The following is a 25,118-nucleotide window of genomic DNA, read 5'->3' as shown; positions in this document are numbered from 1 at the left end:
ACGGCCGGGCGCGTCTCCGCCACGGACACACGGGACGACGTTCTCGCATTCGGGCTTCACCATCGTTCGGAAGTTAAATCGTCCATCTCAGTGGGCTGCATTTGGGAAAGCCAGAGAGGAAAAAAGCGTCGCGTTACGTCTTTGGTCGATTTGGGAGCTTGGGTAGCGAGCTGGGGATTCACCCCGATCAGCGTGCGCCGGCAGGCGCTCTTGCCTGCCCCAGTCGGGTGACCTGCCTGGAATTCGCTGCCAAGTCGAGAATTCCCGCCGCCTACCTGGCCTCTCCTCAACACGCCGGAGTGCGTTCAACGCCAATATGGTGCGGCCAGAGATCAGTTCCCCCCGCTTGCCATGCGGCGCCCCTTTATGGCGCTTTCCAACCAGCCAAGCTCCATCTCGGGAACTGAAGAGAGCAGAAGGTCAGTATATGCGTCGAACGGCGGGGTGAGCACTTCGGTCTTGGAGCCATAGCGCACGACCCTTCCTTGATACATCACTGCGATGGAATCGGCGATCGCCTTTACCGTCGCGAGATCGTGGGTTATGAACAGATACGCTACGTCCTCGATCTTCTGCAGACGCAGCAGCAGCTTGAGGATGCCATCAGCCACGAGCGGGTCGAGAGCGCTGGTCACCTCGTCGCAGATGATAAGTTTCGGCCTGGCGGCGAGCGCGCGAGCGATACAGACGCGCTGTTTCTGGCCGCCCGAGAGTTCGGCAGGATAGCGATCGACGAAACCCTTGCCCATCTCGATCTCGTCGAGCAGTTCCGCCACGCGATGATCGCGCTCACGACCGCGCATCCCGAAATAGAATTCGAGCGGACGGCCGATAATGGTGCCAACTGTCTGGCGCGGATTCATCGCCACGTCAGCCATTTGGTAAATCAGTTGCAGTTCGCGCAGATCGTCCGTCGAGCGCTCCGCAAGCCTCGGCGTGAGCGTGCGGCCGGCAAAGGTGATCATGCCGGATGTGGGCGGCAGCAGACCGGTGATGGCGCGCGCAAGCGTGGACTTACCCGAGCCGGACTCGCCCACCACGGCCAGCGTCTGACCGGGATGGACCTCGATTGAAACTTCCTGCAGCACCTTTACATGACCGCCGTAAGCCGCGGTGATATTCCTCACCTCGAGCACCGGACAGGCTGCCGGCCTCTTTTCCTGATGCTCGATCGAACGTACCGACACCAGCGCCTTGGTGTACTCCGTCCGCGGTGCCTCGATGATCTGCCGCGTCTCGCCATGCTCGACCATTTTGCCGTGGCGAAGCACCATGATCTCGTCCGAGACTTGGGCAACGACCGAAAGGTCATGCGTAATATAAAGGGCCGCGACGCCAGTATCACGGATCGCATCCTTTATTGCAGCGAGCACATCGATCTGTGTCGTCACGTCGAGCGCCGTGGTGGGCTCGTCAAAGACGATAAGGTCGGGCTCGGAGCATAGCGCCATGGCTGTCATGACGCGCTGCAATTGACCGCCCGAAACCTGGTGCGGGTAACGACGGCCGATGGTTTCCGGGTTGGGGAGGCCGAGCTTTTTGAACAGTGCTATGGCGCGCGTCTCCGCTTCGGCTCGGGTCGCGATACGGTGCAGCAACGCGGACTCTATGACTTGCTCCATCAAACGAAGTGCCGGGTTGAACGCTGCGGCAGCCGACTGCGCGACATAACAGACCTTGTTGCCGCGCACTTTGCGCAATCCCTGGACGCCCCGTGCTAGAATGTTGCGCCCGTTGAGGAGGACTTCGCCCCCGGTGATGCGCACGCCGCCTCGCCCATATCCCATCGAGGCCAAACCAATAGTCGATTTGCCGGCGCCGGACTCGCCGATCAGGCCCAAGACGCGGCCTTTCTCCAGCTTTAGCGAAACGTCGTCCACAATGACGGTATTCTGCGGATCGCCCCCCGGCGAGTAGGAGGTTGCTTCGATCCGCAGTTTCCTGATTTCGAGCAACGAGCAGCTTTCGTCATGAGGTCGTTTCATTGCCGCCTTAGGCATTGCCGCGCCCTCCCCTGAGAGAGGTGGTCCGGTTAAGGATCCAATCCGCGACGAGATTGACTGAGATGGCGAGTGCTGCGATGGCGCCGGCTGGGATAAGGGCAGCGGAAATACCGAAAACAATGCCATCTTTGTTCTCTTTCACCATTCCGCCCCAGTCGGCTTGTGGCGGCTGCACACCAAGCCCAAGGAAGGACAGGGCAGACAGGAAGAGCACGGCGAAGATGAAGCGCAGGCCGAGTTCGGAGACTAGCGGCGACAGCGCATTGGGCAAAATCTCGCGGAAAATGATCCAGGCGCGGTCTTCGCCCCGCAATTTGGCCGCCTCGACGAAGTCCATTGCGTTGATGTCGGCGGCGACCGCGCGTGACAGCCGGTAAACGCGGGTAGAGTCCAATGTACCCATGACTAATATCAGTGTCACCACGTTGGATGGGAGCACCGACAGCACGACAAGACCGAAGATCAGCGTCGGGATCGACATCAACAGATCCACGAACCGCGACATCGTCATGTCGAACCAGCCACCGACGACGGCTGCGGTGAAGCCGAGTATCGACCCAAGCGTAAAGGAAAGCGCGGTAGCGGCGGCCGCTATCAAGATCGTAGTGCGAGCGCCATAAATCATGCGCGAGAGCAGATCCCTTCCGAGATTGTCAGTGCCGAACCAGTGCTCGCCGGACATGGGCATCCAAACGTCCCCGACGATCTCGCCCAGTGGATGCGGTGAGATCAGCGGCGCGAAAGTCGCCGCGAAGAGGAACAATCCGATGAAGAACAGGCCGATCGCGGCACCGATGGGTATGCGACGCCGGCCTTTGGCGAGTGGGGCTGACGAGACGCTCATTTGGGATGCCTCAGCCGCGGGTTGGCGATGATTGCGGCGACGTCAGCGATGATGTTCAGGCCAATATAAACGGCCGCGAAGATCAGGCCGACGGCCTGCACGACCGGCACGTCGCGCTTCGAGACATGGTCAACAAGATACTGCCCCATGCCGGGGTAAACGAAGATCACCTCGACGACGACGACGCCGACGATCAGGAAGGCTAGGTTGAGCATTACCACATTGATCACCGGCGCGATGGCGTTCGGGAATGCATGGCGACGGATAATCTCGATCTGCCGCAGCCCCTTGAGCTCGGCCGTCTCTATATAGGCCGACTGCATGACGTTCAGGATCGCGGCGCGCGTCATACGCATCATGTGGGCGAGCACGACGAGCGTGAGCACCGTCGCAGGGAGGGCGATGGCCTCCATGCGCTCCAGGAACGGCATGCCAACGTAGACAGTGGAGATACCCGGAAGCCACTGCAGCTTCACGGCGAAGAAATAAACCAGGAGGTAGCCGATGAAGAATTCGGGAAGCGAGGTTGAGGTAAGCGCGAAGCCGGAGATCAGCTTGTCAATTACGCCGTTGCGATAGCGCACCGCCAGCAGCCCGAGGATGATAGCGAGCGGGACAGCCACAGTCGCCGCGCAGAAGGCCAGAAAGAGTGTATTCCACAGCCGGGGCAACAACGTCGCGGTAATCTCCTGTCGCGAAGTGAGCGCGGTGCCGAGATCGCCAGTCAGCACACCGCCCAACCAGCGGAAATAGCGGATGTACGCTGGATCGTTAAGGCCCAGCTCGGCCCGCAGGTTGGCGAGCGCTTCCGGGGTCGCAGACTGGCCGAGAATGGCTTGCGAGACGTCGCCTGGCAGGATCTGCGTGCCGGCAAAGATTAGAATCGAGACAAGGAAAAGGAGCAGGATTCCAAGCGTGATGCGCTGGGTGATCAGTCTTACAATGGGGGACATCGTCGACAACCGCATTACGCCGTCAGCCAGCATTTGGATAGCGCGGAGTCATTCATGGGATTGGTGTGCTCGCCGCCATGGCCACGGCGGTTGAGATAGTCGAGTTTAAGTGACATGAGACGTTCCTCACTACTGTTCCCCTAAGGCCGACAAGGCGGCCGCGTATGGTGAACGTATCAACCTAAATGAGCGCGAAACGCGCTAATTTGCCTTTACCGACGCAGGAAACCGCCGTTTACTCGCTGCCCACGACCAAAAGGCGACGACTAACGGGGGGTGACAAATCCTCGCCTTATGGCCATCAACAGCAGTGGCTGCAGGCACCCTATAACGAGGGCCATCGAGTCTCAGGGCGCCAGGCTGCGCAAGGAAGTCGCGAAGCTGAAGGCGGAGCGCGACATCCTAAAAAAGGCCGCAGCCTACTTCGCGAGGGAAGTGACATGAGGTTCGCTTTCATCGCGAGGCACCGGGGCATCTGGCCGTGGCATGGCGTGCAGTGCGCTGGATGTGTCCCGCTCGGGCTTCCATGCCTGGCTCAACCGCAGCCCCAGCGTTCGCTCCCGGCATGATGAGATCCTCGTTTCCAGGATCGACCGAAGCTTCAAGAGCAGCGACCGCACTTACGGCGCGCGTCGGGTCTGGCACGACGTTCTGGCAGAGGGGCTTTCCTGCGGACTGCATCGCATCGAACGGCTGATGCGGGAGAACGGGCTGCGGGTCCGGCCTCGGCGCCGCGGACTGCCGAAGGACACCGGAGAGCGAGCGGCGGTGTCGGAGAACCTACTCGACCGCGCCTTCGAGGCATCGGCCCCGAACCAGAAGTGGATTGCGGACTTCACCTACATCTGGACCGCCGAAGGATGGCTCTACGTTGCCGCCGTCGTTGATCTGTTCTCCAGGCGTGTCGTCGGCTGGGCGATGAAGGCCGAGATGACGGCGCAGCTCGTCACCGACGCTCTCATCATGGCGATCTGGAGGAGAGGCAAGCCGGACAGCCTGCTGCACCACTCCGACCAAGGATCGCAATATACGAGCGAGCAGTTCCAGCGACTGATGGCCGACCACGGCATCACCTGTTCAATGAGCCGGTCGGGCAACGTCTGGAACAACGCTGCGATGGAGAGCTTCTTCTCGTCGCTCAAGACCGAGCGGACAGCCCGCAAGGTCTACAGGATGAGGGATGACGCCAGGGCGGATGTGTTCGATTACATCGAGCGCTTCTATAACCCTCGGCGAAGGCACTCGATGCTAGGCTACCTGAGCCCCGTCGAGTTCGAGGAACAAGCTATGCTAGCTTAACCTCGTGTCCGAAAAACCGGCAGCAGGCCACTCCGCGGCAACCGCTTCGCCACTGTAATGCCGATATTGAGCACGCTACCTGCCTTGCGGCGGGGCATCGCGGGATGGGAATAGCGGCCCTCGAACGTGAGGGTAATTGGCGCGCTTATCCCCAACAAGCAGCTCGGCGACGGGGGTCACCTACATCGCGTCACCAACAAGATCCTATGAGCTGTCCCTGTTCGGATCATGCGAACTATGCCTAACCGATGAGAGAGTTGCCGGATAGCGTCCGAGCTGAAGGTTAACGACGCCGACGAACTAGGCCTTTAGCCAGCATTTGGTAAAAGCCAAGCTGTTCATCAGAGCGTCGTGCCAAGCGACATAGCCGCCAACCTTGTCGGAAATAGCGTCGACGGCCTGGTTGAACATTGGCACGATCACGCCTCCCTCATCGCGAACAATGATGGCTATCTCGCGATAGAGGTTCTTCCGCTTATCCTGATCGAGTTCAGCGCGCGCTTCGATGAGAAGCTTGTCGAACTTCTCGTTAGAGAAGTGGGTGTCGTTCCATTCGGCCGTTGACAGATACGTGGTCGAGTACATCTGGTCCTGCGTCGCTCGGCCTGACCAGTAAGTATTGCAGAAGGGTTGTTTGTTCCAGACCTCCGACCAGAAGCCGTCGTCTGGCACGCGCTGGATCTCAAGGGCGATGCCGGCTTTGGCACAGCTCTGCTGGTAGAGTTGTGCAGCATCGACCGCTCCAGGGAAGCCGGCGTTGGCGACCCGAAGGAGGATTGGGCCGTTGTGACCAGATTTTTTGTAATAATGCTTGGCTTGGTCGGTATCGAATTCGCGCTGGGGGATGTCTTCAGGAAACAGGCTGTATGCGTTGTTGACCGGGAAGTCATTGCCGAGCGTGCCGTAGCCGCGCAGGATTTTATCGAGCATCTCCTGACGGTCGATTGCAAGCTTTAATGCCATTCTCAGATCGTTGTTGTCGAAGGGCGCGGTGTCGCAGAACATGTTGAAGCAATAGTAGCCGGGACCCGAGACGGCCTCCACTTTCAAGTTGGGCGCCCGCTTGATTAGATCGATGACCTTGGGCTCGACCTTGTCGATTATATGCACCTGGCCGGCCTGCAGCGCGGAGATACGAGCCGTCGCGTCATTGATGGCGAGGAGCTCAACCTGGTCGGCAAAACCCATCTTATCTGGCTGCCAGAAATTGGCGAAACGCTCGCCGCCGTACCGAACGCCGGGCTCGTTGACGCTCGCCTTGTACGGCCCAGCGCTGATGCCTTCGGCTGGATTGTCCTTCCCCCCATTCGGCTGTATAATGAGGTGATAGTCGGTCATAAGGTAAGGGAAGTCAGCATTGGCATCCTTCAACGTTACGACCACTTCGTCACCATTCGCGTTGATGGTGTCGATGCTCTTCAGCACGCCGAGCGCGCCGGACTTCGACTTCGGGTCAGAGTGACGCTCGAGAGTCGCCGCCACATCCTTCGCTGTCACGGCCTTGCCGTTGTGGAACTCGAGCCCCTTGCGGATCTTCATCGTCCAGGTTTTGGCGTCCTTGCTGGCCTCAACGCTTTCAGCTATGCGGTTCTCCAGTCCGCCGTCTGGCACCATCGCAACGAGATACTCGCCCCAGCAGGCGCCGAAAATCGATGACAAAGTCGAGAACGTCGCCGGATCGAGACTATCGGTCGCGCTACCTCCAGAAAGGCCGCCCTTAAGGATACCGCCGCGTACGGGTCCCTCCGCTCGCGCAGCGCTAGTAAGGAGCGAATTCGCAAACGTCGCCGAGACGCCGAGCGCCGTTGCGCGGCCAAGAAATTCACGCCGGCTCAGCCGGCCCGCAGCGACGCGGAGGCTGAGATAATCGAGTTCCTGCGACATTTGGATGCTCCTCGGTAATATGCGTTCCCTTAGGGCCGGACGACGCGGCCACTATTTAGAGTACCATTGGTACCAGCATCAATGTGTCGCTTTGCATGTATCGCTCGTCTGTCCGAGCACGAAATCGGCGTTTTGGCCCCCAATCGCGCAGGATCCGTCACATGACCTTGCCGCTCGAAGGGGGAGTGTTCAGCAGGGCACGACGTGATCATGACCCTACCTAGATGACCCGCCCGCGCTTCTCGGTCACATTCGAATGGCGGGCGTGCGGTCCTGTGCCTCCGCAGCGCGCGCGTTGAAGGTGTGGCAGCCAACCCCGCCGGACTCTTAGGAAACGCGGCTTCGCGCGTCGAGGTGCCGGCCACTTGAGCCGCGCCACAGCGCGGCGCAGTGACCCGGTCGGTTTAAGCGCGGACTGCTGAGCTCATGCGGATCTAGGCCGTCCGTGGCTACAGGATGAGGCCCACGTCCTCAATCAAGACCCATGAAGCCGACGCGGCCAGCGTCGAGGAGAGCGTCGACACGTTTCATGTGCTCCTAATGTCGAAATCCTGATGCCGGTTGCCCAGCGCGTGGCGCTGGGCAACCGGCATCAGGCCGTAAGTCACGCCGTTCAGGCTTCGAGCCAGCATTCCGCCAATGCGGAGGCGTTGCTAAAATCCCGCGCAGGATGCTTCACGAATCCCTTCACGCCCGGCCCTGTCGCATCGATGAACTGGTTGAAGAACGGTGCGATCACGCCGCCCTCGTCGCGAACGATGATGGCCATCTCGCGATAGAGGTTCTTGCGCTTGTCCTGGTCGAGTTCGGCGCGCGCCTCGATGAGAAGCTTGTCGAACTTCTCGTTAGCGAAGCGCGTGTCATTCCACGCCGCCGTCGACAGATAGGCGACCGAGTAAGCCTGGTCCTGCGTCGCGCGACCGGTCCAAAAGGAAGTCGCGAACGGCTGCTTTAACCAGACCTCGGACCAGTAGCCATCGCTCGGCTCGCGCTTGACCTCGATAGTGATGCCGGCTTTGGTGCAGCTCTGCTGGTAGAGCTGGGCGGCGTCGACGGCGCCGGGGAAGGCAACATCGGAGGTCCTGAGCAGGATTGGCCCGCTGTGGCCCGACTTCTGATAGTGGAACTTGGCTTTGTCCGGATCGAAGGCCCGCTGCTCAATATCGTCGGAAAATAGCGGGTAGGCTTCGTTGATTGGGAAGTCGTTACCCACCGAGCCGTAGCCGCGCAGGATCTTGTCGAGCATCTGCTCGCGGTCCATGGCGAGCTTGAGCGCCATCCTGAGATCGTTGTTGTCGAAGGGAGGCGTGTCGCAGAACATGTTAAAGCAATAGTAGCCGCGCCCCGAAACGTTCTGGACGGTCACGCCGGGGATACGTTTGACCAGGTCGACGACCTTCGGCTCTACGCGGTCGATCATGTGGACCTGGTTGCTTCGCAAGGCCGAAATGCGCGCCGTGGCGTCGTTGATGACGGTTATCTCGATCTGATCGGCATGGCCGCGCTTGTCGCCCTGCCAGTAGTTCTTGAATCTTTCGCCCCCGTGCCGTACGCCCGGCTCGTTGACCGTGACCTTGTAGGGGCCGGCGCCGATGCCGGCGGCCGGATCGTCCTTGCCCCCGTTTGGCTGAATGACGAGATGATAATCGGTCATCATATAAGGGAAATCAGCATTGCCGCCCTTCAGCGTCACCACGACCTCGTCGCCATTCGCCTTAATCGTGTCGATGGTCCCTAGCAAGCCCAGCGCGCCGGATTTTGATTTCGCGTCGGAGTGACGCTCAAGTGTCGCCACCACATCTTGCGCTGTAACGGTCTTGCCGTTGTGGAACTCGACACCCTTGCGGATCTTCATCGTCCAGGTTCTGGCGTCCTTGGACGAACCGACTTCCTCGGCGAGACGGCTTTCGACGCCACCGTCGGGGGTCAGTTCCATCAGCAACTCGCCCCAACATTTGCTGAAGGCAATCGCGACCGAGGCTGAGAAGGCCCCTGGGTCGAGGCTGTCGGTCGCCGCACCGCCCTGGAGGCCGGCTTTCAGAATGCCGCCCCTTTGCGGCACCTGCGCCTTCGCGCCGCCGGCAAGAAGCGAGTTGGCGAAGGCGGCGCTCACGCCGAGCGCCGTCGCACGGCCGAGAAATTCACGCCGGCTCAGCCCGCCCGCAGCGACACGGAGGCTAAGATAGTCAAGTTCCTGCGACATTTGGATGCTCCTCATTTCAGACATGTTCCCTTGGGGCCGGACAATGCGGCCTCTATTTTGAGTACAGTACCAGCACCAATGTGCCGCATTGAACGAACTGTCCTTCTAACGCCGCAGGAAATCGGCGTTTAAGGCGTCATTCGCGCACGATCGCCCAGATGACCGGTCTGAAACACGGGGAATTGAGCGGAGTTATCACAACCGTAAGCGCCGGACATTCGACGTGAGCCGACGTGATCGGGCAACCAGGAAAAGCGTAAAGCCGCCTTCCAGGCCGGCCGACGGGCTCACTCCTTGAGCCGTCGCCTTGGATACATGAATTTCGTGGTGGACGTCTTGAGTAGCAGACGACTGCGGGCCGGCTTCAAACACGCAACCGTCGCCCCGTATACGTCGAGTTGACTCTCTTCAGCACCTTCAAGTCCGTCCGATCGACCTTCGGTTAAGCGGCTTTCTGAATACGATATGCTTTTCCAGCGAAGACCACGCCGTGCTGAGGCCGCGAACGGTTGCGCTTGGCTTCGTCTGCGAGCAACATCGCAAGCGCGCAGCCAGTGCGGCCGAGATCCAGCATTGATTTCGCACGTTCGTGACTACTTACCGCCAACAAGCAGCTCGAATAGCGGTGCCAACGTGGGCCGCCTATCAAGGTCCTCGACGAATTCCCCAATCGACTCGAGCTGTGTATCGGAGAACGGCAACATGGACGTTTCGGCGCAAGCTTTGAGTTTACGCATGCCATCGGCGAGCGAAGCCGGATTGTCCGGATGGCCGAATGGCTTGTCAATCCGAATGAAATGTTCTGCGCCGCCCCTTAACTTCACAGTAACTGCTGTCGGCGAATTTTGATGCAGACCGTGAGTACGATCGATCTCTGGATCAACTTCAATCTTCGTGACAGCCATGATGCGGCGCACAGCCGGATCCTCAAATGCTTCCGGACGGAAATCGTTGATTCCTACTCTGCCGTGTTGGGCCGCGACAGAGATGACGTAAGGCAGGCTGAAGCGCGCGACGACCGGGTCCTTTGGGTTCCACTTTTGGTCGCGCGGCTGTACCACATAACTCTCAGCGACGAGACGGTTCACCCCGAGCTCAAGTGAGACAATATCCTCCCCCTTGAAGCCGTGCTTGTCGCGCAATTGCTTCAGTCCATCGATCCCGGGATGCATAGCCCTGCAAGCCGGCCAAGCTTTGAAGCTGATCTCAGTGTTCACATAATCCTCACCAAGCTTCTCCATAAGCAAATCGACGTCGTAGCTCGGTTCGAAGGCTCTGTAGAAGCCATACTTACCAAAGAACGGCTCCCGCGGACCGTTGAAACCCACCATAGCAGACAGGGCCGATTCCACCCCCGAACGCGCCCGCAATCCTTGTTGCAGCGCCACAGTGTGCGCGCCTTCCTCATACATCTGTACTTCCCCGGCGGCGTGGGCGTAAGCGATGCCGAATGCATTACGGGTTTTCTCTTCATCGAGCCGCAGCAATTTTGTGCTAACCGCGGTGGTGCCCCACACTGCGACAATATTATCGCGGCCGGTTTTCAAAGAATGGCTCGTCACGCTACGCGCAAGACGCATGTGCAGATCCATAGCCGTCGCTAATGCGATGAGCAATTCGCTCCCGGTAATCGAAGGATCGCGTTCCGCGAGCGCCAGCGCCGGCGGCACATTGTAAGCGCTGGCGTGGCAGCCGTTGATACAAAGCTCGTAGGTATCATCAAAGTCGATGGCTCTAGCTGTGGTGGCGTTGACAAGGACCGCCAAGCAGGCAGGAAGCTTTTCTCCAGAAACCCAGACGGTGCATTCTGCCTTGCCGCCGGACAAGCTGCCCAGCCGACGAGCGAAGTGCGCGATCTGGTCATCCGATCCGCCGATCGCGCTGGCAAGCGTGTCGAGAATGGAAAGTTTCGCGCGTTCAATCGACTCCTTAGGTATTGTCTCTTTTTGCGTTTCAATAACGTGCCTGATGAGTTGCGCCGTCAAATCCATCGTCAAAACTCCTGCCCTAATTAACAGAATACCGGCAAACATGTAGGTACAACTGCCCCTGCCCCCGGTCGAGATTGCCATGGCATGCGTTGCCAATCAGCTTTGATTGAGCGACCCTCAGTTTGTTCTGCATATCTCTTCCTCAGAAACAGATGGCGCACCCGCGCAAGGGCGTTGCAGTATTCGCCCCCGCAGCCACCTGGGATCGAACAGTTGCTAGTTTCCCTTAGTTGGTGATTTAGCAGTCCAGTGCCGGATGAGTCTGTTCACGGCTTCGCTCTGGTCGATCTGGACGTCATGCCCCGCATTGTTCAGCAGGTGGAAATCCGAATTCTTGATCAGCTTTGCCAGCTTTATACCGCGGTCAGGCGGCACTGTGGGGTCGTTCTTGGACCAGATAATCAATGTCTCGGCCCGAAGCCGATCAAGGTACGGGAACACATGGGTTTGCTGCAGCACAACATACAGACGGAGATTGGTTTCTTCTTCGGGCAGGCTCTGGAGAATCTCGTATTGCCCGCGCGCCGCGGCCCGCCGATAGGCCTCTCTCTTAGCCTCTTCCACATCCTGCCCATAGGCGCGGGTGCTCTTTCGCCAGGCGGCGACGTATTCCTCTTCGCTCGGCATCGGACTGGAATTGTCGTAAGCTTCCGTATAGGCCTGCCACCAAGTTTCGTCGCGGTCGTCCCCATAGGCCGGAGAGACGGAACTGGCTGTCAGCAATACAAGCCTCGAGACAATATCCGGACGCAGGATCGCGACCCGCGCGGCGACGAATGACCCTTCTGAATGACCGACGAGGGTGATCTGCTTCAACCCCAGCGCTTCGATGAAGCCAATCACGTGGTCTACACGACCAAGGCGATTTACGAATTTTTGATCGGCGGGATAATCGGTCCCGCCACACTGCAGTTGATCTACCGCGATAACCCTGAACTGATCGGATAGGTCGTTGAGCTGACGCACAAAGGAACTTTTTCCGTCTGCGCCGAAGCCGGCACCGTGCAGGGATACGATAGGCTCGCCTATTCCGCTCTCATAGTATGAGGTCCCGATACCACTGACTGAAATGCTGCGTTCAGAGATCATCTTTTTCCTTGACGTAAGACGAGCCGCAGGCCTTGAAGCGCTGTGCGGAAACTGCAGCCTGCCAGCGAGCGCCCCAACCCTACCAAGCCCGCGGTCACCATGCTGCGCAAAGTTTTACTTTGTCGCGCAGGAAACCGGCGTTTTTGGGGCGCTGTCCCTCCACTGGACAGACCAAAGGAACGGAAAAACAGGTACTGGATTGTGGCACCGTCCTTGTGCTGGCCGTATTTGCCTAGAGTTCTGCAAATTCGCTGAGCGAGTAGTGCTGGTTTGCGGGTAACAGCATCGCAGCACCGCATCGGATGTCGCGCCGCCAGGATGCGGTGGAAGTCGAAGCCGCCGAGCGCAACTGTGAACTGCGGCCTCAAGGCAGCCGAGGAGGAGCCCAAGTGGCACCGACCCACCCATTTCCGGCCCAGGCATCACACGGCATCACCTATCACCGTAACCTCCTTCGCCACTGCCATCTAAGATGATCGGGGCAACATAAAAAAACTTCGATCCATTGGCGTGGATCGGTCCGATGACGGGCGCATCTCAAGAAATCGATACCATGCCTCTTCCGATGCGCCGAGGGCGATGATGGCCTCACCCGTAGCAGCCGGGCCGCTCCCAGTCACGCGGTCGTATTGGGCGTCCGCGCCCTGCCAGGCGACCCGGAGACAGCCAGCGCATAACGGATATATGGAATCGGTATGAGCGACACATCGCAGAAGTTGGGCTAATATTGGCAAGAACGTGCAGTTTTCCTGCGAGGAGCCCCAATGTTGCATACCCCGCCGCCAGACTTGGACCGAATTGATCGGAAACTCCTCATTGCCGTACAACGTAATAATCGCCTTACCACAGAGGAATTGGGCGAACTTGCAGGCCTTTCGGCAACCGCATGCCAGCGGCGATTGAAGCGACTTCGAGATGCGCGCGTAATTCAGGCAGATGTTGCTGTAATCTCGCCAGAAGCGATCGGCAGGCCCATGCTCATGCTAGCCTCTATCACTTTAGAGCGCGATCGCGCTGACATCATCGATCGTTTCAAACAAGCGATCCGGCGCACGCCCGAGATTATGAACGGATATTACGTGACAGGTGAGGCCGATTTTGTTCTCGCAATTTCGGTGCGTGATATGGTCGAGTACGAGGCATTTACCCGTCGCTTTTTTCATGAGCACCCCGATATCAAGGGCTTTAAAACCATGGTCGTAATGGATCGAATTAAGGCATCATTGGCTCTACCAATTGACGAATAGAATGGAAGCGCGCCAGTAGCACACCTGCGCCCTCCGAAGATCGGCAACCACCTCGCGAGTAGGTGCGTTGCAGGCGATCACAAAATAGTCAGTTAGCCAGCGGCCCGCCGGTGCTCCAGCCACTTCAAGAGTTGGTCGATGAACTCGGGCCGCCAGTGATAAACTCGCCCGACCAGCGCCCGAGCTCGACATAACGTCGAACCATCTGCTCAACAAATGATATGATGTGCCGTGCGGCGGGCGGCAGTATTGTCCCATATGCGGTTGTTAGCGCCAATTCAAAGCTTAGCGAAGACCGCTCAATCGCCGCGACAGATAGATTCGGGCCTTCGAGATCTTCCCACAAGCACGCACGACTAAAAATCCCGTAGCCTTCATCCAGTGCAATCATTCGCTTAATGAGAGGTATCGAGTCGATCTCGTACTTGAATGTCAATTCCACCTGTTGGTCGTGTGCGGCTGCCTCCAGGCGTCGCCGCGTGTAACTCGGCGGCGCCGGAATAATCAGCGGAAGGCCCTCCAATTCAGACAACAAGACCCTCTCACCGAAGGGCCAATTCTTTGTTGATCCAACCAAATAAACTTTTTCTTTGAAGAGGAATTCGGGACTCAGATGGCGATAACTATTGACATCGTAAGCGAAGCCTAGATCGATCTGCTTGCTCTGGATCCAGTTCGCGGTTTGATAGGTGAACCCCTCGATCAATTTCAGCTTAACACGGGGGAATTGTTGACGGCAGCCTAAAATAAGCTCCGCCATGAAGGTTGGACCCAGGTTGGGCAGAACTCCCACGCGAATGACGCCGGAGGGACTCCCTTCATCGATCCGAGCTTGAAGGCAAGCGTTGTCTAGCCGCAGCAAGACATTCGCAACTTCGTCGCGGAGCTTGGCGGCAGTTTCCGTCAACCTCACTCCGCGGCCATCGCGAATGAACAATTGCACCCCGAGCGTTTCCTCCAGGCGACGCATTTGCCTGGATAAAGCGGGTTGCGCTATGCGCAACTCGACCGCAGCTCGGCTGATGCTGCCAAGTTCGGACACTCGGATGAAATGCCTGAGGGCGCGAAGCTCGATCTGATTATCCACGTGTTCGGCCCGCTCACTTGAGACGACTTGGCACCCCGATCAGACGTGTCAGCTCTGAACCTTGCCCAAGCCTCAACGTCGAAACTAAGCTACTACCGCACCGCCCCGCAATAGGCCGACCCAAGCTGGCTCCACGCCTCGCATGACTTGTCTTCAATCGAGAATGAAAGATTAATTCCAAGGCGGGTGTCACATTCGTGGGGCTTCCCTCAGCGTATTGCCGAACTCTCGGCACACTACCCGCTAGGCCAGCCGTTGCAGATCCTTCGCATAAAAATACACAATCTTTGCAACCGCAAATCGTCGGCGATGGTACTTTCACTTCTGAGGTCAGGCTAAGCCGAACGGGCTGATGCCAATTTTTTGCTCCTGCAGGTCGCAGGAACACAACGTAGGAGACAGCCAATGGCAAGGAAAGCGCTCATCCTGATCGAAGGTCATAGGGGTAATGGTCAGCTCTATGTCCAAGCGGCTCAGCGTCTTGGTTTACATCCGATTACACTGTCGGCTGATCCGACTCAGTACGAATATCTTGCAGCGGAAAACCTTCAGACAATTCGTGTCGATATAGACAATCTCGATGCGCTAATCCAGGAATGTTCCCGGCTGCATGCCACATTTGGCATTGCCGGCATCACCGGCTTTGCGGGCCACGACGAGTCGGTCTCTGCCACAGTTGGTAAGCTCTGCCGGTGTTTTGATCTACCGGGTCCCGATCCCGCGTCGATTGAACAATGCTACGACAAATTCGTTCAACGTCAGCTCCTCGCAGAGGCCGGCGTTGCAATACCTGCTTATCGCCTGGCAGCGAATGCGACGGACGTAGAAAGCTCTGCCGCGGAGATCGGCCTTCCCGTGATTGTTAAGCCAGCCGTAGGCAGTGGCAGCATGGGTGTCCGATTGTGCCGCAGCCCCGATGAGCTGGCCGAACATACGGCCTATCTGTTGGAGGGGAGGCACATATGGCGGTCTCCGCCAAGAGTGCTGGTCGAAGAATTCGCAGAAGGCCCTGCGTATGTCGCTGCAGTGATGGGACATGAGGTCGTGGGGATTGTCGCCGCTGACTACCATCCGCCACCGCACTTCGTCTATCGAGAGTGCACTTTTCCGGCCCCGCTAACTGATGAGGAGCATGAGCGTATGGCCGATGTTTCGCTCAGCTGTTTGCCAGCTCTCGGCCTTGACTGGGGGCCAAAAAGTGTTGAACTCCGGTTGACCAAACGTGGCCCAGTCGTCATTGAAGTCAATCCGCGTCTTAGTGGTGCGCCCACTCCTCTACTGATTAAGCTTGCTCACGGTGTCGATCTCATTACCGAGCACATCAAGCTTGTCATCGGCGATGAACCGAACTTGCGCAAAAGAGACTCGCGGACTGCGGTTGGGCGATTTCTTGTTGCTGATAGCGATGGCACCCTCGATTGGACCGATGGCGCTGGCCGGGCAGCTGCTTTACCAGGTGTCGCAGAGATAAGATTGTATGTTAAGTCTAAGGCGCCAATCGTAAGGAAAGGCGATTACCGAGACTGCATCGGGCATGTCGTCGCCGCTTCACCCACCTATGCTCAGACGGAAGCGATAGTCCAGCGTGCCGTCGCCTCAATTGGTTGGTCGATAACGCCATTGCCCACTGTTGACGAACGGGAAAAGGCATAGGAGCGCGGATAGGATTCTTCGAGACCCCGCCCGGCGAGCAGGCGCAGGTCGACTTTGCCTCACATGTCGTCTTCACCGACGAACCAACGACACCGAGGATCATCTGGCTATTTGCGTATTTCGCAAAAGCCGGACAGGGGTTCCGCTAATTCCTGACAGTGGTTTCGCTAATGTCGGGACAGTCTGGCGGCGTCGGTCCTTGGGTGCCTTGTTGCGTTCACGGATGATTGATTTCGCCGTTTTCGGCGCCGGTCAAGAGGGGCGCGGCCTTTTGCTTTCGCATGCTGTCGCCCTGGAGCACGATGCGGTGGGCGTTGTGCACGATCCGGTCGAGAATGGCGTCGGCGACGGTGGGGTCTGCGATCAGGTCATGCCATCTTGCCACCGGGACCTGGGCGGTGATCAGGGTGGATTTGCGGCGATAGCGTTCCTCGACGATTTCGAACAGATGGAAGCGCTGTTGGTCGGTGAGGCTGTGGGTTCCGAAGTCATCGAGGATGAGCAGTTGCGCGCGGGTGAGTTTGTCGATGAGGCGTGGGAAGCGGCCATTGAGACGAGCGAGCGCCAAATCCTCGAACAGGCGCGGCACGCGCACATAGAGCACGGAATGATCGAGCCGTGCCGCTTGCCGGCCGAAGGCGCAGGCCAGCCACGACTTGCCGGTTCCGGTCTGGCCGGTGACGATCAGGTTTTCATGCGCTTTCAGCCATTCGCCCTGGGCGAGCGCCATGGTGCTGCGCCGGTCGAGTCCGCGCGGCGCGGCAAAGTCGATGTCCTCGATGCAGGCTTCGGGAAAGCGCAGCCTGGCTGAGGCGAGCCGGTTCCGGACGCGCTTGTCGGCCCGCATGGCGACCTCCCGGTCGAGCATCAGGCCGAGCCACTCGTCACGGCTGAGCTCGTTGGCGTTGTTGCGTCGGCCAGTTCGCGCCAGGCGGCAGCCATGCCGGCCAGACCGAGGGCCTGCATCTGGTCGAGGGTGGGGTTCGTCAGCATTCTTTCTTCCTTTCCTTCACTGGTAATAGGTGGAGCCGCGGATATTGGCGTGCTGGGGTGTCGGCTTTGCCGGTTCTGCGGAGCTGGCCCGGTCGAGGCCGGCTTTGAGGATGGCGGTGACGGAGGAGTAGGCGATCGCGTTGATCAGCAGCGCCCGCTCGCAGGCGGCATCGAGACGCTCCGGCCCATAGCGCGGCGCCAGCGACAGGATGCCCATGGCCGAGCGGTATCCCTGTTCCGGATGCGGCCGCTCGCGCATCATGCGCTCGACCAGGATGGCGGCGTTGGGGCCGATCCTGGCCGCCCTGCTGATCAGGCTGGCCGGCGTGGTGTTGGCGTAGCGCTGGTGCGCCTTGGGCATGTGTTCGTTGACGGTGACATGGCCGGAACGCTGCGAGCGACGGACATGGCTGGCGACACGCTGGTGATCGTGGAAGATCTCGACCACTCGATGCGTGAGCCGCACCTCGACGGTGCGCCCGATCAGCCGGTGCGGCACCGAGTAAAACGTCTTGTCGACCTCGACATGGTAGTCAGGATGGACCTTCGCCGACTTCCACTCGGCGTATTCGAACGGTGCCGCCGGCAGCGGCTTCAAGGCAGCCGCTCGATCTCCCCGAACAGTTCGCGGCGGCTTTGGCCGACATGGCGCATCGGCCGGTTGTTCAGCTCCTCGAGCAGTTCGGCGATCACGGCGTTGAGCTCGGCGATCGAGAAGAAGGATCGGTTCCTCAGCCGCGCCAGAATCCAGCGCTCGACATCAGCACCGCGCCTTCGACCTTGGCCTTGTCGCGCGGCTTGCGGCTGCGGGTCGGCAGGATAGTGGTGTCGTAGTGCCCATCGCGGCAAAGGTCGCGTTCAGCCTCGGCTCGAACCACAGCGCCTTGACGACACCGGCCTTCAGGTTGTCGCACACGATCGCTCTGGTGACGCCGCCGAAGAAGGCGAGCGCTCGCACCTGGCCCTCGATCCAGTCCGGCAGCTTCTGGCTGGAGCTGGCAAAGGCGAAGGTCAGATTGGAGGCGCCCAGCACCGCGACAAAAATCTGCGCCGGGTAAATGATGCCGGTCGCCGGATCGATCACCGGCACCGTCTGCCCGGCATAGTCCGTCTGCATCACCGCGCCCGCCGCATGCCGGTTGCGGAATGTCGCGCTCGTCCGGCGCTCGAAAGCGGCGAAGTGCTCGCAGAACCAGGTGTAGCCGTAGCCGTCGGGGTGGGCGGCGCGATACTCCTGCCACAACAGCGTCAGCGTCACCCCCTTGCGCTTCAACTCCCTGGCGATCAGCGCAAAGTTCGGTTCGCTTAGGTCTTGCGGCGGACGACCGGCACGGCCAAACAGCAGCCGCTCAAGTGTCGCGTCGCGGCGGCAAAGGCCAGCATGACAGCCCGGCCTCCCGCGCCCGTAGCAAATAGGTCGATACTGTCGTCTTGCTGATCTTCAGCCGTTCCGACACTTCACGCACCGAAAGACCCTGCTCATGGGTCAGGCGCAACATCGCTTGGATGTCCCTCACGCTCGTTCGTCTCGCTTGCTTCCGTCTCGGCATGGCCCCTCTCAACATCATCGTGAGAGGCCAAACTGCCAGAACGGCGCAGCCAAGAACCGACCGCTAAATCCGCTTCCGAAAACTGTCCGGGATTTAGCGGAATCGCTGTCCGCGAATTACTGAAATCACTGTCCGGGATTTAGCGAAAAGGATGTCCGGGAATTACCGAAACACGCAGCTATTCTCTCTGGTGCTCGGCTTCAGCCGCTTGATTTGGCCCACTTCGACAGGATCTGCTGCTGCTTATACGCTGTCAGGCCGCTGCTTTCGAGGCGTTGGGCGGCGCTTCTCGTGACGTGCTCGACGGTCTTATGGATACGGCGGTGATCGGCGAAGGCGAAATCGGCGGCTTCATAGCTGACGAACCTTCGCCGAAGACGACGGCGAATTGTGTCCTGGCCATGAACCACTCGCGCGGGGCGCGTTTCCATTCCTCGGCGGCGTGGTTGAGAACCAGTATAGCAGGTTCATTGCGGGCATTGGGACATGACCGCGTTTGGTTCAACGCCTCGTGGCGTTTGTAACCGGTATGACCCATGACGGCGCGATCCGATCCCCGCTGGAGATGAGCGATTTTCGGGGATGGTGCGGCCATCCGGGACAGGAGCGCCGGGAGCACGTACGGGCAGACCGATCAATTCGATGAGCTGCGACTCGCGTTCCCTGCGACTTGCCCGGTTGCGCCGAGAGCGCGGATCCGTAGGTGTGCCGTCCGTTGGCTCCCGACTGTTTGAGGAGAGGGAGCCGATCAGATGTGTGATTGGAATGGATATCCACCGCACCTTTGCGAAGGTGGTAGTTTGGGAAGACGGCCGGCTGCGCCATCACGGACGGGTCGACATGACCCGCTCGGGACTAAAAGGGGTTGGCCGCAGTTTGCGACGCATGGCGGTAGTGCGGGTTCTGTCGCCCTATGTCGGCCGGGTGATTGTGGCCAACCCGATGCAGGTGAAGGCGATCGCCCATGCCAGTATCAGGACCGGCAAGATCGATGCCGGCGTTCTGGCGCAGCTCCATGCCAGCGGCTTTCTGCTTGAGGTCTGGTTCCCGATGAGCGGGCCGAGCGGCTTCGCGGTCTGGTCGCGCGGTGCAACCAGGCCGTGCGGCATCGGACGCGCGTGAAGAACGAGATGCATCCTGCAGGCGCACCTCGTGCAAAGTGCCGCTCGCGCCTGGCTCGAGCGGCAGGTGCTTCCTGACAACGAGCGGGGGCCGCGATCGTCACACATCCGCGAGATCGATCGCCTGGCCGAAGATCTGGCTGACCTCGATCGCGACATCGCCTGGGAAGCGGCTGATGATGTGCAAGCCGGCGGCTTCAGACGACGACCGGCTCAATGCGATGGTCGCGGGCGGTATCATCGCCGCCGTGGGCGACATCGGCGGTTCCGGCAACCGCAGAGGCTGGTGAGCTACTTCGGCCTCAATCCGCGCGCGCCAATCCGGTCTCGGCTTGGCGCAATATGGGCGGATCAGCAAGCATGGGCGTTCCCACGCCCGCGCCATGCTGGTCGAGGCGCCCGGTCTGCGGCGAAGCGCCTGGTCTGCTCAGAGCCTTCTTTCTGCGCATCCGCAACAAGCGTGGCCATCAGGTCGCAGCCGTGGCGGTCGCCCGCAAGCTCACGATGTTGATGAGGCATCTGCTGACGAAAGAGCAGGACTACTTCTGGGCTCGCGCGGCGTTGGTGGCAGCAAAGCAGAGGCAGCTCGCTCTCAAGGCTGGCGCGCCGGGCGACCGCGGTCTCGGTCGTCGCGGTTCGGCTCACGCCTACAACGTGAAGAGTTTGCGAAACAGCGATAAAGCGTGGCCGAGAATGCCGAGCGTGCCTACGAGCTGATGCTTCGGCATTGGCGGCCACGCGGGCCGAAGCGGCACACGGACAGGCGAAGCCAATAAGCAAAAACACGCGAGCCTGGAAATTTTGAGCTCAGGTTCTGGTTCTCGCGTCCAACGCCAATCCCTGCACTTCAATAACCTCACTAGTCCCGCGCAGTTGGGCACGCATTACACTGCACTCGACCGTTGGGCCGGAAAGATCGACTTAATCTCGAGGAATGCTGCCAGCCCCTCAGGTCCGAGTTCCCGACCAAGGCCGCTTTCCTTGACACCGCCGAATGGCGCGTCGATGTGAAGCGCGTAACGGTTGATGCCGACAACACCAGCCTCCACTCGGCGCGCAATCGCCATGCCCCGCTCAGGGTCGGACGTGAACACCGCACCACCCAGGCCATACGTAGTGCCGTTGCAGATCGCGATCGCCTCCTCCTCGTTGTGGTACGGGATCACAGACACCACCGGCCCGAAGATCTCCTCCTGCGCGATCCGCATAGATGTGTCGACATCACGGAAGACCGTTGGCTCGAGATAATATCCGACGTCAAGTCCCTGCGGACGCCGACCGCCGGTAACGACCTTCGCGCCCTGCACGCATCCAGATGCAATGTACTCCTCGACGCGAACACGCTGCCGCTTCGCCACCAGTGGCCCGACCTGCGTCGCTGGATTGAGCGGGTGGCCCACGACTAGCCCAGCCACCTTGTTCGCAATTCCTTCGACGACTTCGTCGTACCGTGCGCGCGGAGCAAGGACGCGGGTCAGGGCGTGACAGATCTGACCGCTGAACGGGATGCACGCCGGCGCGACTAAGGGGAGAAACGTGTCAAGATCGACATCCTCGAGCAGCAACGCCGCCGACTTGCCGCCAAGCTCGAGCGTAACGCGCGCGAAGCGCTTGGCACAGGCCAGTGCAACCTGGCGACCAGCGTGCGTTGAACCGGTAAATGACACTTTGTCGACACCCGGATGCGACGCAACCAATGCTCCTGTTTCGCGCGCACCGAACACGATATTGACGACGCCGGGGGGAATGCCTGCCTCGCCTAAGGCTTCAGCGAGCAGGTATGAGTCCAGTGATGCTTCCGGTGCGGGCTTAACGACCGTCGTACAACCAGCGGCCAACGCTGGTGCCAGCTTCCATGCGATTGCGCCCTGAGGGCCGTTCCACGGTACAATCAATCCGGCAACACCTACCGGCTCCCTCCGAATGACAGTTCGCAACTCGTGTCCTATGCGCTCGGATTCGACTTCTAGTTGATCGGCAAGCTCGGCATAGTAGCGGTAAAATTTCGATGTGCCGCTCCCATTGGATTGCACGGAGCTTACCAGGGGCATCCCGATCTGCGCCGTGACAACGGCGCCCAGCTGCTCGGCGCGATCCTCGATTGCACGCGCGAGTCTGCGCAAATAATGGGCTCGCTGCGACGGCGGCAGCTGAGGCCACCCGGAGTTCCGGAACGCCGCACGTGCGGCATCCACTGCCGCAGAAACGTCGTGCTTGTCGCCATTGGGGATTGTCGCAAATTCCAGCTCATCCGCCGGGTTCACGACCGGAATCCTAGCCGACGAATGGGCCGGCCGGAGCTCGCCGTCGACATAGATATCGGTGTGCTCGCCTGTCATCAAGCTGATTGGCGTGGTCATTGCTTTGCCTTTCGTCACATAGGCTGATCCTTCCAAAGGGCTCAACCAGTTGTCCACTCAGCACCGCTGCTACGCGTCGACCTTGGTGGCGGGAGCCGCTCGGCGGGTTTCCTGCATGCTCGTCAGCAACCAGACGCCGGCGGATTAGTGGACGACTCGCACGGCCAGCCGATTGGTTGATTGCTGTGGCACGAACTCGGCCAGGGCGATCGACAGCTTCGGCTCATTCGATCATTTTTGTTGAATCACACTCAAACGCATTCTGGAGCTCGATCGGGGCATTACTAGGATCGGGGGATGCCCGCGACGAGTTCCAACCTTGCGGCCCGCCCCCTACACCTCCGGGCCAAACTCAATCCCTGCCCAAACCAAGGCCAGCGTTAAGGAACCAAGTGCCACGCGGACAGCGGGCGCTCGTGGGCAGACGCCCGTCTCAGGGCCAAAGGTTTTGCAGCACTCTTGGAGTGGCAGCCTTGGCACGCTTGACCTCTGCTCTGGACAAACGGTCGACAAATTGGGCCAGCACTAAGCGGGCAACCACTTCCGGATCGACCGCCGGGTCTCGCTGGACGCCGACGTGGATCCGTTCGAGAAATGAATTCCGGTTTCTGGCGTTGGCGCGCCGGCCGGGATTCCAACCCTCGTAGTAGAAGCCGCGAAGCAAAGCTGGCAACCGTGCGCCCATGTAAACGGCGTGGTCGCGATCCAGGCAGTCGCGCAGAGCGTGCAGCGTCGCAATCAGAGCTTGGTAGACCCGCTCGCGATCATGCCAGCGAAGTCTCCACATCAGATCGCTGATCCAATTCTGAGTTACTTCTAATGCGTTGTTGAAATCATGCCTCGCGCACATTGGCTTTTCTCATTTCCTTGAAGGTTGCCAGGATCTCGAATGCGCCTCATCGGCCTTGAAGTTGACCTGGTCAGGCGAGACTAGCGCTGCAAAGACGAGGACCACAAAAATGGCTTCCGTCCGTGGCGAGCGAGCGATGCCTGACAGATGACCCCCTTGGAAAAGAGGCCTTCCGGTAGCGAAGTAGTTCCAGAGGCCAAGCTGGAGTTCAGACGGTTTGACAAAGATATTAACCGGAGCGTTCGCGAGTGCTCGTGCGGGCACGGCTCGACCCAGACAAACACTCCCTTTGGTTATAATTATCTCCTTGCATCCAGATTAATCGCTCAGTTTCCGCGTCAGAAATCCTCGCCTCAGCGCAGCGCTAGGATCTCGATCGGCGCAATCTAAACAATTTGGCAGTCCCAGCGTGCCTAATTCCAAGGGCCTAGAGGCCGCCGCGTTACGCGACGGCGGCACTCAGAGAGTTCTTCTAGGGCTCACGTCAGGGTGTGCTACATCGTCGCCGCAGTTTGCTCCCGTTTCATAAAGCCGAACACCTACTGCAACTCACGTGCGCGCCCGGCCCCATTCCCCTTTTCCCATATTGACTCGTAGTTTCGCAGCATCATCTCCGCGACACCAAAGGTGTGATTGCCTTGCCGCGAAGCCAGGCGAGCATCGATGTCGGGATAGATAAAGAAGGGCAGGGAAATTCGTTCGGCCGGACCACTGTGCACGACCTGATGCGGCGTACTCTTGAACCGGTTATCGCTCAACACCTGAAGCATGTCGCCCAGATTGACAACGAGACTATCGGGGAGGCTCGGCGCCGGTATCCAACGCCCGTGGAACCACACCTGCAAGGATCGCGTGGGGAGTTCCTCCTGCAGCAGCAGCGTGAAAAAACCATTGTCGGTATGCTTAGCGGCCGCGCCACCGGTAGACGGATATCGGATCACGCGTTGCAGAACCGTCGGCGGGCTGAAATGGCGTTGGAACCAGCCTTTTTCCATATCGAGCAGGTCGGCCAGCGCGTTCCCGAGCGGCGGGACGACGCCATTAAGCACGGTGGCCTGCAAAGCTAGGAGGCTCCGCGCGAAACCTGGAGCTAAGGCGTCGTCCGGAAGGCGTGTGCGTCCGGCAAATGGACGCCGGTCGCTTTCATTCTCGATACCGAGGTCGAACATTTCCTTTGGGTCCGGTCCGGCCTCGGGATGCAGCATTTCACCGTGCAACGGACTGTATCCACGGGCGGTGGTGGGGTGGACGTTTTGAAAGGCGTGACCATAGCGTTCCTTCGTAGCCAGGGGCAACGCGAAGAAGCGCCGGGAAGCATCGATCGCTTGTGTAATCTGTTCTTTCGGGATTCCGTGCTCGATAAGGTAGAAGAATCCGTACTCCTCGCAGGCCGTGCATAATCGCTGTTGCTCTTCACGTCGCGTTGCATCGGATGACAGTTTCGCCAATGAGATTTGCGGTAGCGTAGTCATAGTCGCTCCTCCGTCGGTGCTGTGCCCCTGTGGGGCTACTTAAGCCAAAAGCTTGTTTTACATTCACAGATCTATTCTCTGTCGAAGCGAATATCCTCTAGATTACCCACCGGCGCAACAGAAAATATGTTAAGAATATGCGAAATTACTGTACAAGTGGACTTAACGGTCCCTGAACGTCCGTAGCAGGCGAGGTTTGTGACCGCCCTCGAGTTCAAGAAGGGACGATGAGCACTTTCCTGCAAATGCGAAAGCCTGTTCGATGATCTGCGCGAGATCTGCCCAAATTCACGCTGGCCAGGGTGTGGACGCCGTACACCCAGCCCGTATCGCCTTGCGATGTTGATACAGGCGAATGACCGCCACGTTCCAGTGCGTTGGCAATGCGCAACAGCAAGCATCAGTATGCATGTTGATAGGGACGGAATTGCCAAGCTTGTGTGGGTGAAAGCAACGGCAAGTTCTACCTCTTCGGGACTTGTCTGGCATTTGGCAGCTCATAAACCTCGATCGCTTGGC

At 59.4% G+C, this 25,118-nt stretch carries 17 protein-coding genes and 4 pseudogenes; 5 read left to right on the top strand and 16 right to left on the bottom strand.

What is annotated here, in order from left to right; genetic code table 11:
* Positions 1-332: 332 nt before the first annotated feature.
* The 3 genes from CIT25_RS33890 to CIT25_RS33880 are packed head-to-tail and all read right to left on the bottom strand — an operon-like array spanning position 333 to position 3,833.
* Positions 333-2,000, bottom strand: a complete 1,668-nt coding sequence (locus CIT25_RS33890; RefSeq protein ID WP_095489426.1) for an ABC transporter ATP-binding protein — start codon at positions 1,998-2,000, stop codon at positions 333-335.
* A complete protein-coding gene (locus CIT25_RS33885; protein WP_095489425.1) occupies positions 1,993-2,847 on the bottom strand; it encodes an ABC transporter permease in 855 nt (284 codons plus the stop codon). Before CIT25_RS33885 ends, CIT25_RS33890 begins: the two co-directional genes overlap by 8 nt.
* Positions 2,844-3,833: an ABC transporter permease gene (locus CIT25_RS33880; protein WP_245330132.1), complete on the bottom strand. Its 990-nt coding sequence runs from the start codon at positions 3,831-3,833 to the stop codon at positions 2,844-2,846. The genes CIT25_RS33885 and CIT25_RS33880 overlap by 4 nt, the downstream gene beginning before the upstream one ends.
* Positions 3,834-4,157: 324 nt before the next feature.
* Here CIT25_RS33880 and CIT25_RS33875 point away from each other — a divergent pair.
* Positions 4,158-5,099: pseudogene (locus CIT25_RS33875) on the top strand (IS3 family transposase); the annotation flags it as partial.
* A 300-nt stretch (positions 5,100-5,399) separates the two neighbouring features.
* On the opposite strand, the gene CIT25_RS33870 reads toward CIT25_RS33875, so the two are convergent.
* The 4 genes from CIT25_RS33870 to CIT25_RS33850 form a co-directional block, all read right to left on the bottom strand.
* Complete coding sequence (locus CIT25_RS33870) at positions 5,400-6,983, bottom strand: ABC transporter substrate-binding protein (protein WP_095489424.1); 1,584 nt, start codon at positions 6,981-6,983, stop codon at positions 5,400-5,402.
* A gap of 613 nt (positions 6,984-7,596) precedes the next feature.
* Positions 7,597-9,186 carry an ABC transporter substrate-binding protein gene (locus tag CIT25_RS33860; protein WP_095489423.1) on the bottom strand — a complete coding sequence of 530 codons (1,590 nt, stop codon included), beginning with the start codon at positions 9,184-9,186 and terminating at the stop codon, positions 7,597-7,599.
* Positions 9,187-9,779: 593 nt separating this feature from the next.
* On the bottom strand, positions 9,780-11,177 hold the full coding sequence (locus tag CIT25_RS33855; RefSeq protein WP_095489442.1) for an MmgE/PrpD family protein: 1,398 nt from the start codon (positions 11,175-11,177) through the stop codon (positions 9,780-9,782).
* A gap of 216 nt (positions 11,178-11,393) precedes the next feature.
* The gene (locus tag CIT25_RS33850) at positions 11,394-12,266 is read right to left on the bottom strand and encodes an alpha/beta fold hydrolase (protein WP_095489422.1); all 873 of its coding nucleotides are present in this window, start codon (positions 12,264-12,266) and stop codon (positions 11,394-11,396) included.
* A 764-nt stretch (positions 12,267-13,030) separates the two neighbouring features.
* Here CIT25_RS33850 and CIT25_RS33845 point away from each other — a divergent pair.
* Positions 13,031-13,513, top strand: a complete 483-nt coding sequence (locus CIT25_RS33845; protein ID WP_095489421.1) for an Lrp/AsnC family transcriptional regulator — start codon at positions 13,031-13,033, stop codon at positions 13,511-13,513.
* A gap of 124 nt (positions 13,514-13,637) precedes the next feature.
* Here CIT25_RS33845 and CIT25_RS33840 read toward each other — a convergent pair whose 3' ends face one another.
* Complete coding sequence (locus tag CIT25_RS33840) at positions 13,638-14,600, bottom strand: LysR family transcriptional regulator (RefSeq protein ID WP_095489420.1); 963 nt, start codon at positions 14,598-14,600, stop codon at positions 13,638-13,640.
* A 405-nt stretch (positions 14,601-15,005) separates the two neighbouring features.
* Here CIT25_RS33840 and CIT25_RS33835 point away from each other — a divergent pair, with 405 nt between their 5' ends.
* Complete coding sequence (locus tag CIT25_RS33835; RefSeq protein ID WP_095489419.1) at positions 15,006-16,253, top strand: ATP-grasp domain-containing protein; 1,248 nt, start codon at positions 15,006-15,008, stop codon at positions 16,251-16,253.
* A gap of 217 nt (positions 16,254-16,470) precedes the next feature.
* Here the strand turns inward: CIT25_RS33835 and istB are convergent.
* The 4 genes and pseudogenes from istB to CIT25_RS38660 form a co-directional block, all read right to left on the bottom strand.
* Positions 16,471-17,246, bottom strand: a pseudogene (istB, locus tag CIT25_RS33830) (IS21-like element helper ATPase IstB).
* 16 nt (positions 17,247-17,262) lie between these two features.
* Positions 17,263-18,796: pseudogene (gene istA / locus CIT25_RS33825) on the bottom strand (IS21 family transposase).
* Positions 18,797-18,996: 200 nt separating this feature from the next.
* Positions 18,997-19,227, bottom strand: coding sequence for a hypothetical protein (locus CIT25_RS37065; protein WP_167391124.1), 231 nt, complete (start codon positions 19,225-19,227; stop codon positions 18,997-18,999).
* Positions 19,164-19,291 (bottom strand): annotated as a pseudogene (locus CIT25_RS38660) (IS256 family transposase); the annotation flags it as partial. The pseudogene CIT25_RS38660 and the gene CIT25_RS37065, both read right to left, overlap by 64 nt.
* A gap of 270 nt (positions 19,292-19,561) precedes the next feature.
* Here CIT25_RS38660 and CIT25_RS37965 point away from each other — a divergent pair.
* Positions 19,562-19,918, top strand: coding sequence for a hypothetical protein (locus tag CIT25_RS37965; protein WP_245330131.1), 357 nt, complete (start codon positions 19,562-19,564; stop codon positions 19,916-19,918).
* A gap of 99 nt (positions 19,919-20,017) precedes the next feature.
* On the opposite strand, the gene CIT25_RS37960 is transcribed toward CIT25_RS37965, so the two are convergent.
* Positions 20,018-20,176 carry a hypothetical protein gene (locus tag CIT25_RS37960; RefSeq protein WP_245330130.1) on the bottom strand — a complete coding sequence of 53 codons (159 nt, stop codon included), beginning with the start codon at positions 20,174-20,176 and terminating at the stop codon, positions 20,018-20,020.
* A 101-nt stretch (positions 20,177-20,277) separates the two neighbouring features.
* Here CIT25_RS37960 and CIT25_RS37955 point away from each other — a divergent pair, with 101 nt between their 5' ends.
* Complete coding sequence (locus CIT25_RS37955; RefSeq protein WP_245330129.1) at positions 20,278-20,634, top strand: hypothetical protein; 357 nt, start codon at positions 20,278-20,280, stop codon at positions 20,632-20,634.
* 167 nt (positions 20,635-20,801) lie between these two features.
* Here the strand turns inward: CIT25_RS37955 and CIT25_RS33815 are convergent, their stop codons facing one another.
* From CIT25_RS33815 to CIT25_RS33805, 3 genes are all read right to left on the bottom strand, one after another.
* On the bottom strand, positions 20,802-22,322 hold the full coding sequence (locus tag CIT25_RS33815) for an aldehyde dehydrogenase (RefSeq protein WP_245330128.1): 1,521 nt from the start codon (positions 22,320-22,322) through the stop codon (positions 20,802-20,804).
* A 388-nt stretch (positions 22,323-22,710) separates the two neighbouring features.
* Positions 22,711-23,127 (bottom strand): DUF2267 domain-containing protein, encoded by a 417-nt coding sequence (locus CIT25_RS33810; RefSeq protein WP_095489418.1) that lies wholly within the window; start codon positions 23,125-23,127, stop codon positions 22,711-22,713.
* A 539-nt stretch (positions 23,128-23,666) separates the two neighbouring features.
* Complete coding sequence (locus CIT25_RS33805; RefSeq protein ID WP_095489417.1) at positions 23,667-24,599, bottom strand: isopenicillin N synthase family dioxygenase; 933 nt, start codon at positions 24,597-24,599, stop codon at positions 23,667-23,669.
* Between the last annotated feature and the right edge of the window lie 519 nt (positions 24,600-25,118).

It is taken from the genome of Mesorhizobium mediterraneum (genome assembly GCF_002284565.1).
In the GTDB taxonomy this organism is placed as follows: Bacteria; Pseudomonadota; Alphaproteobacteria; order Rhizobiales; family Rhizobiaceae; genus Mesorhizobium; species Mesorhizobium mediterraneum.
This window is presented reverse-complemented; position numbering and strand designations above follow the sequence as displayed.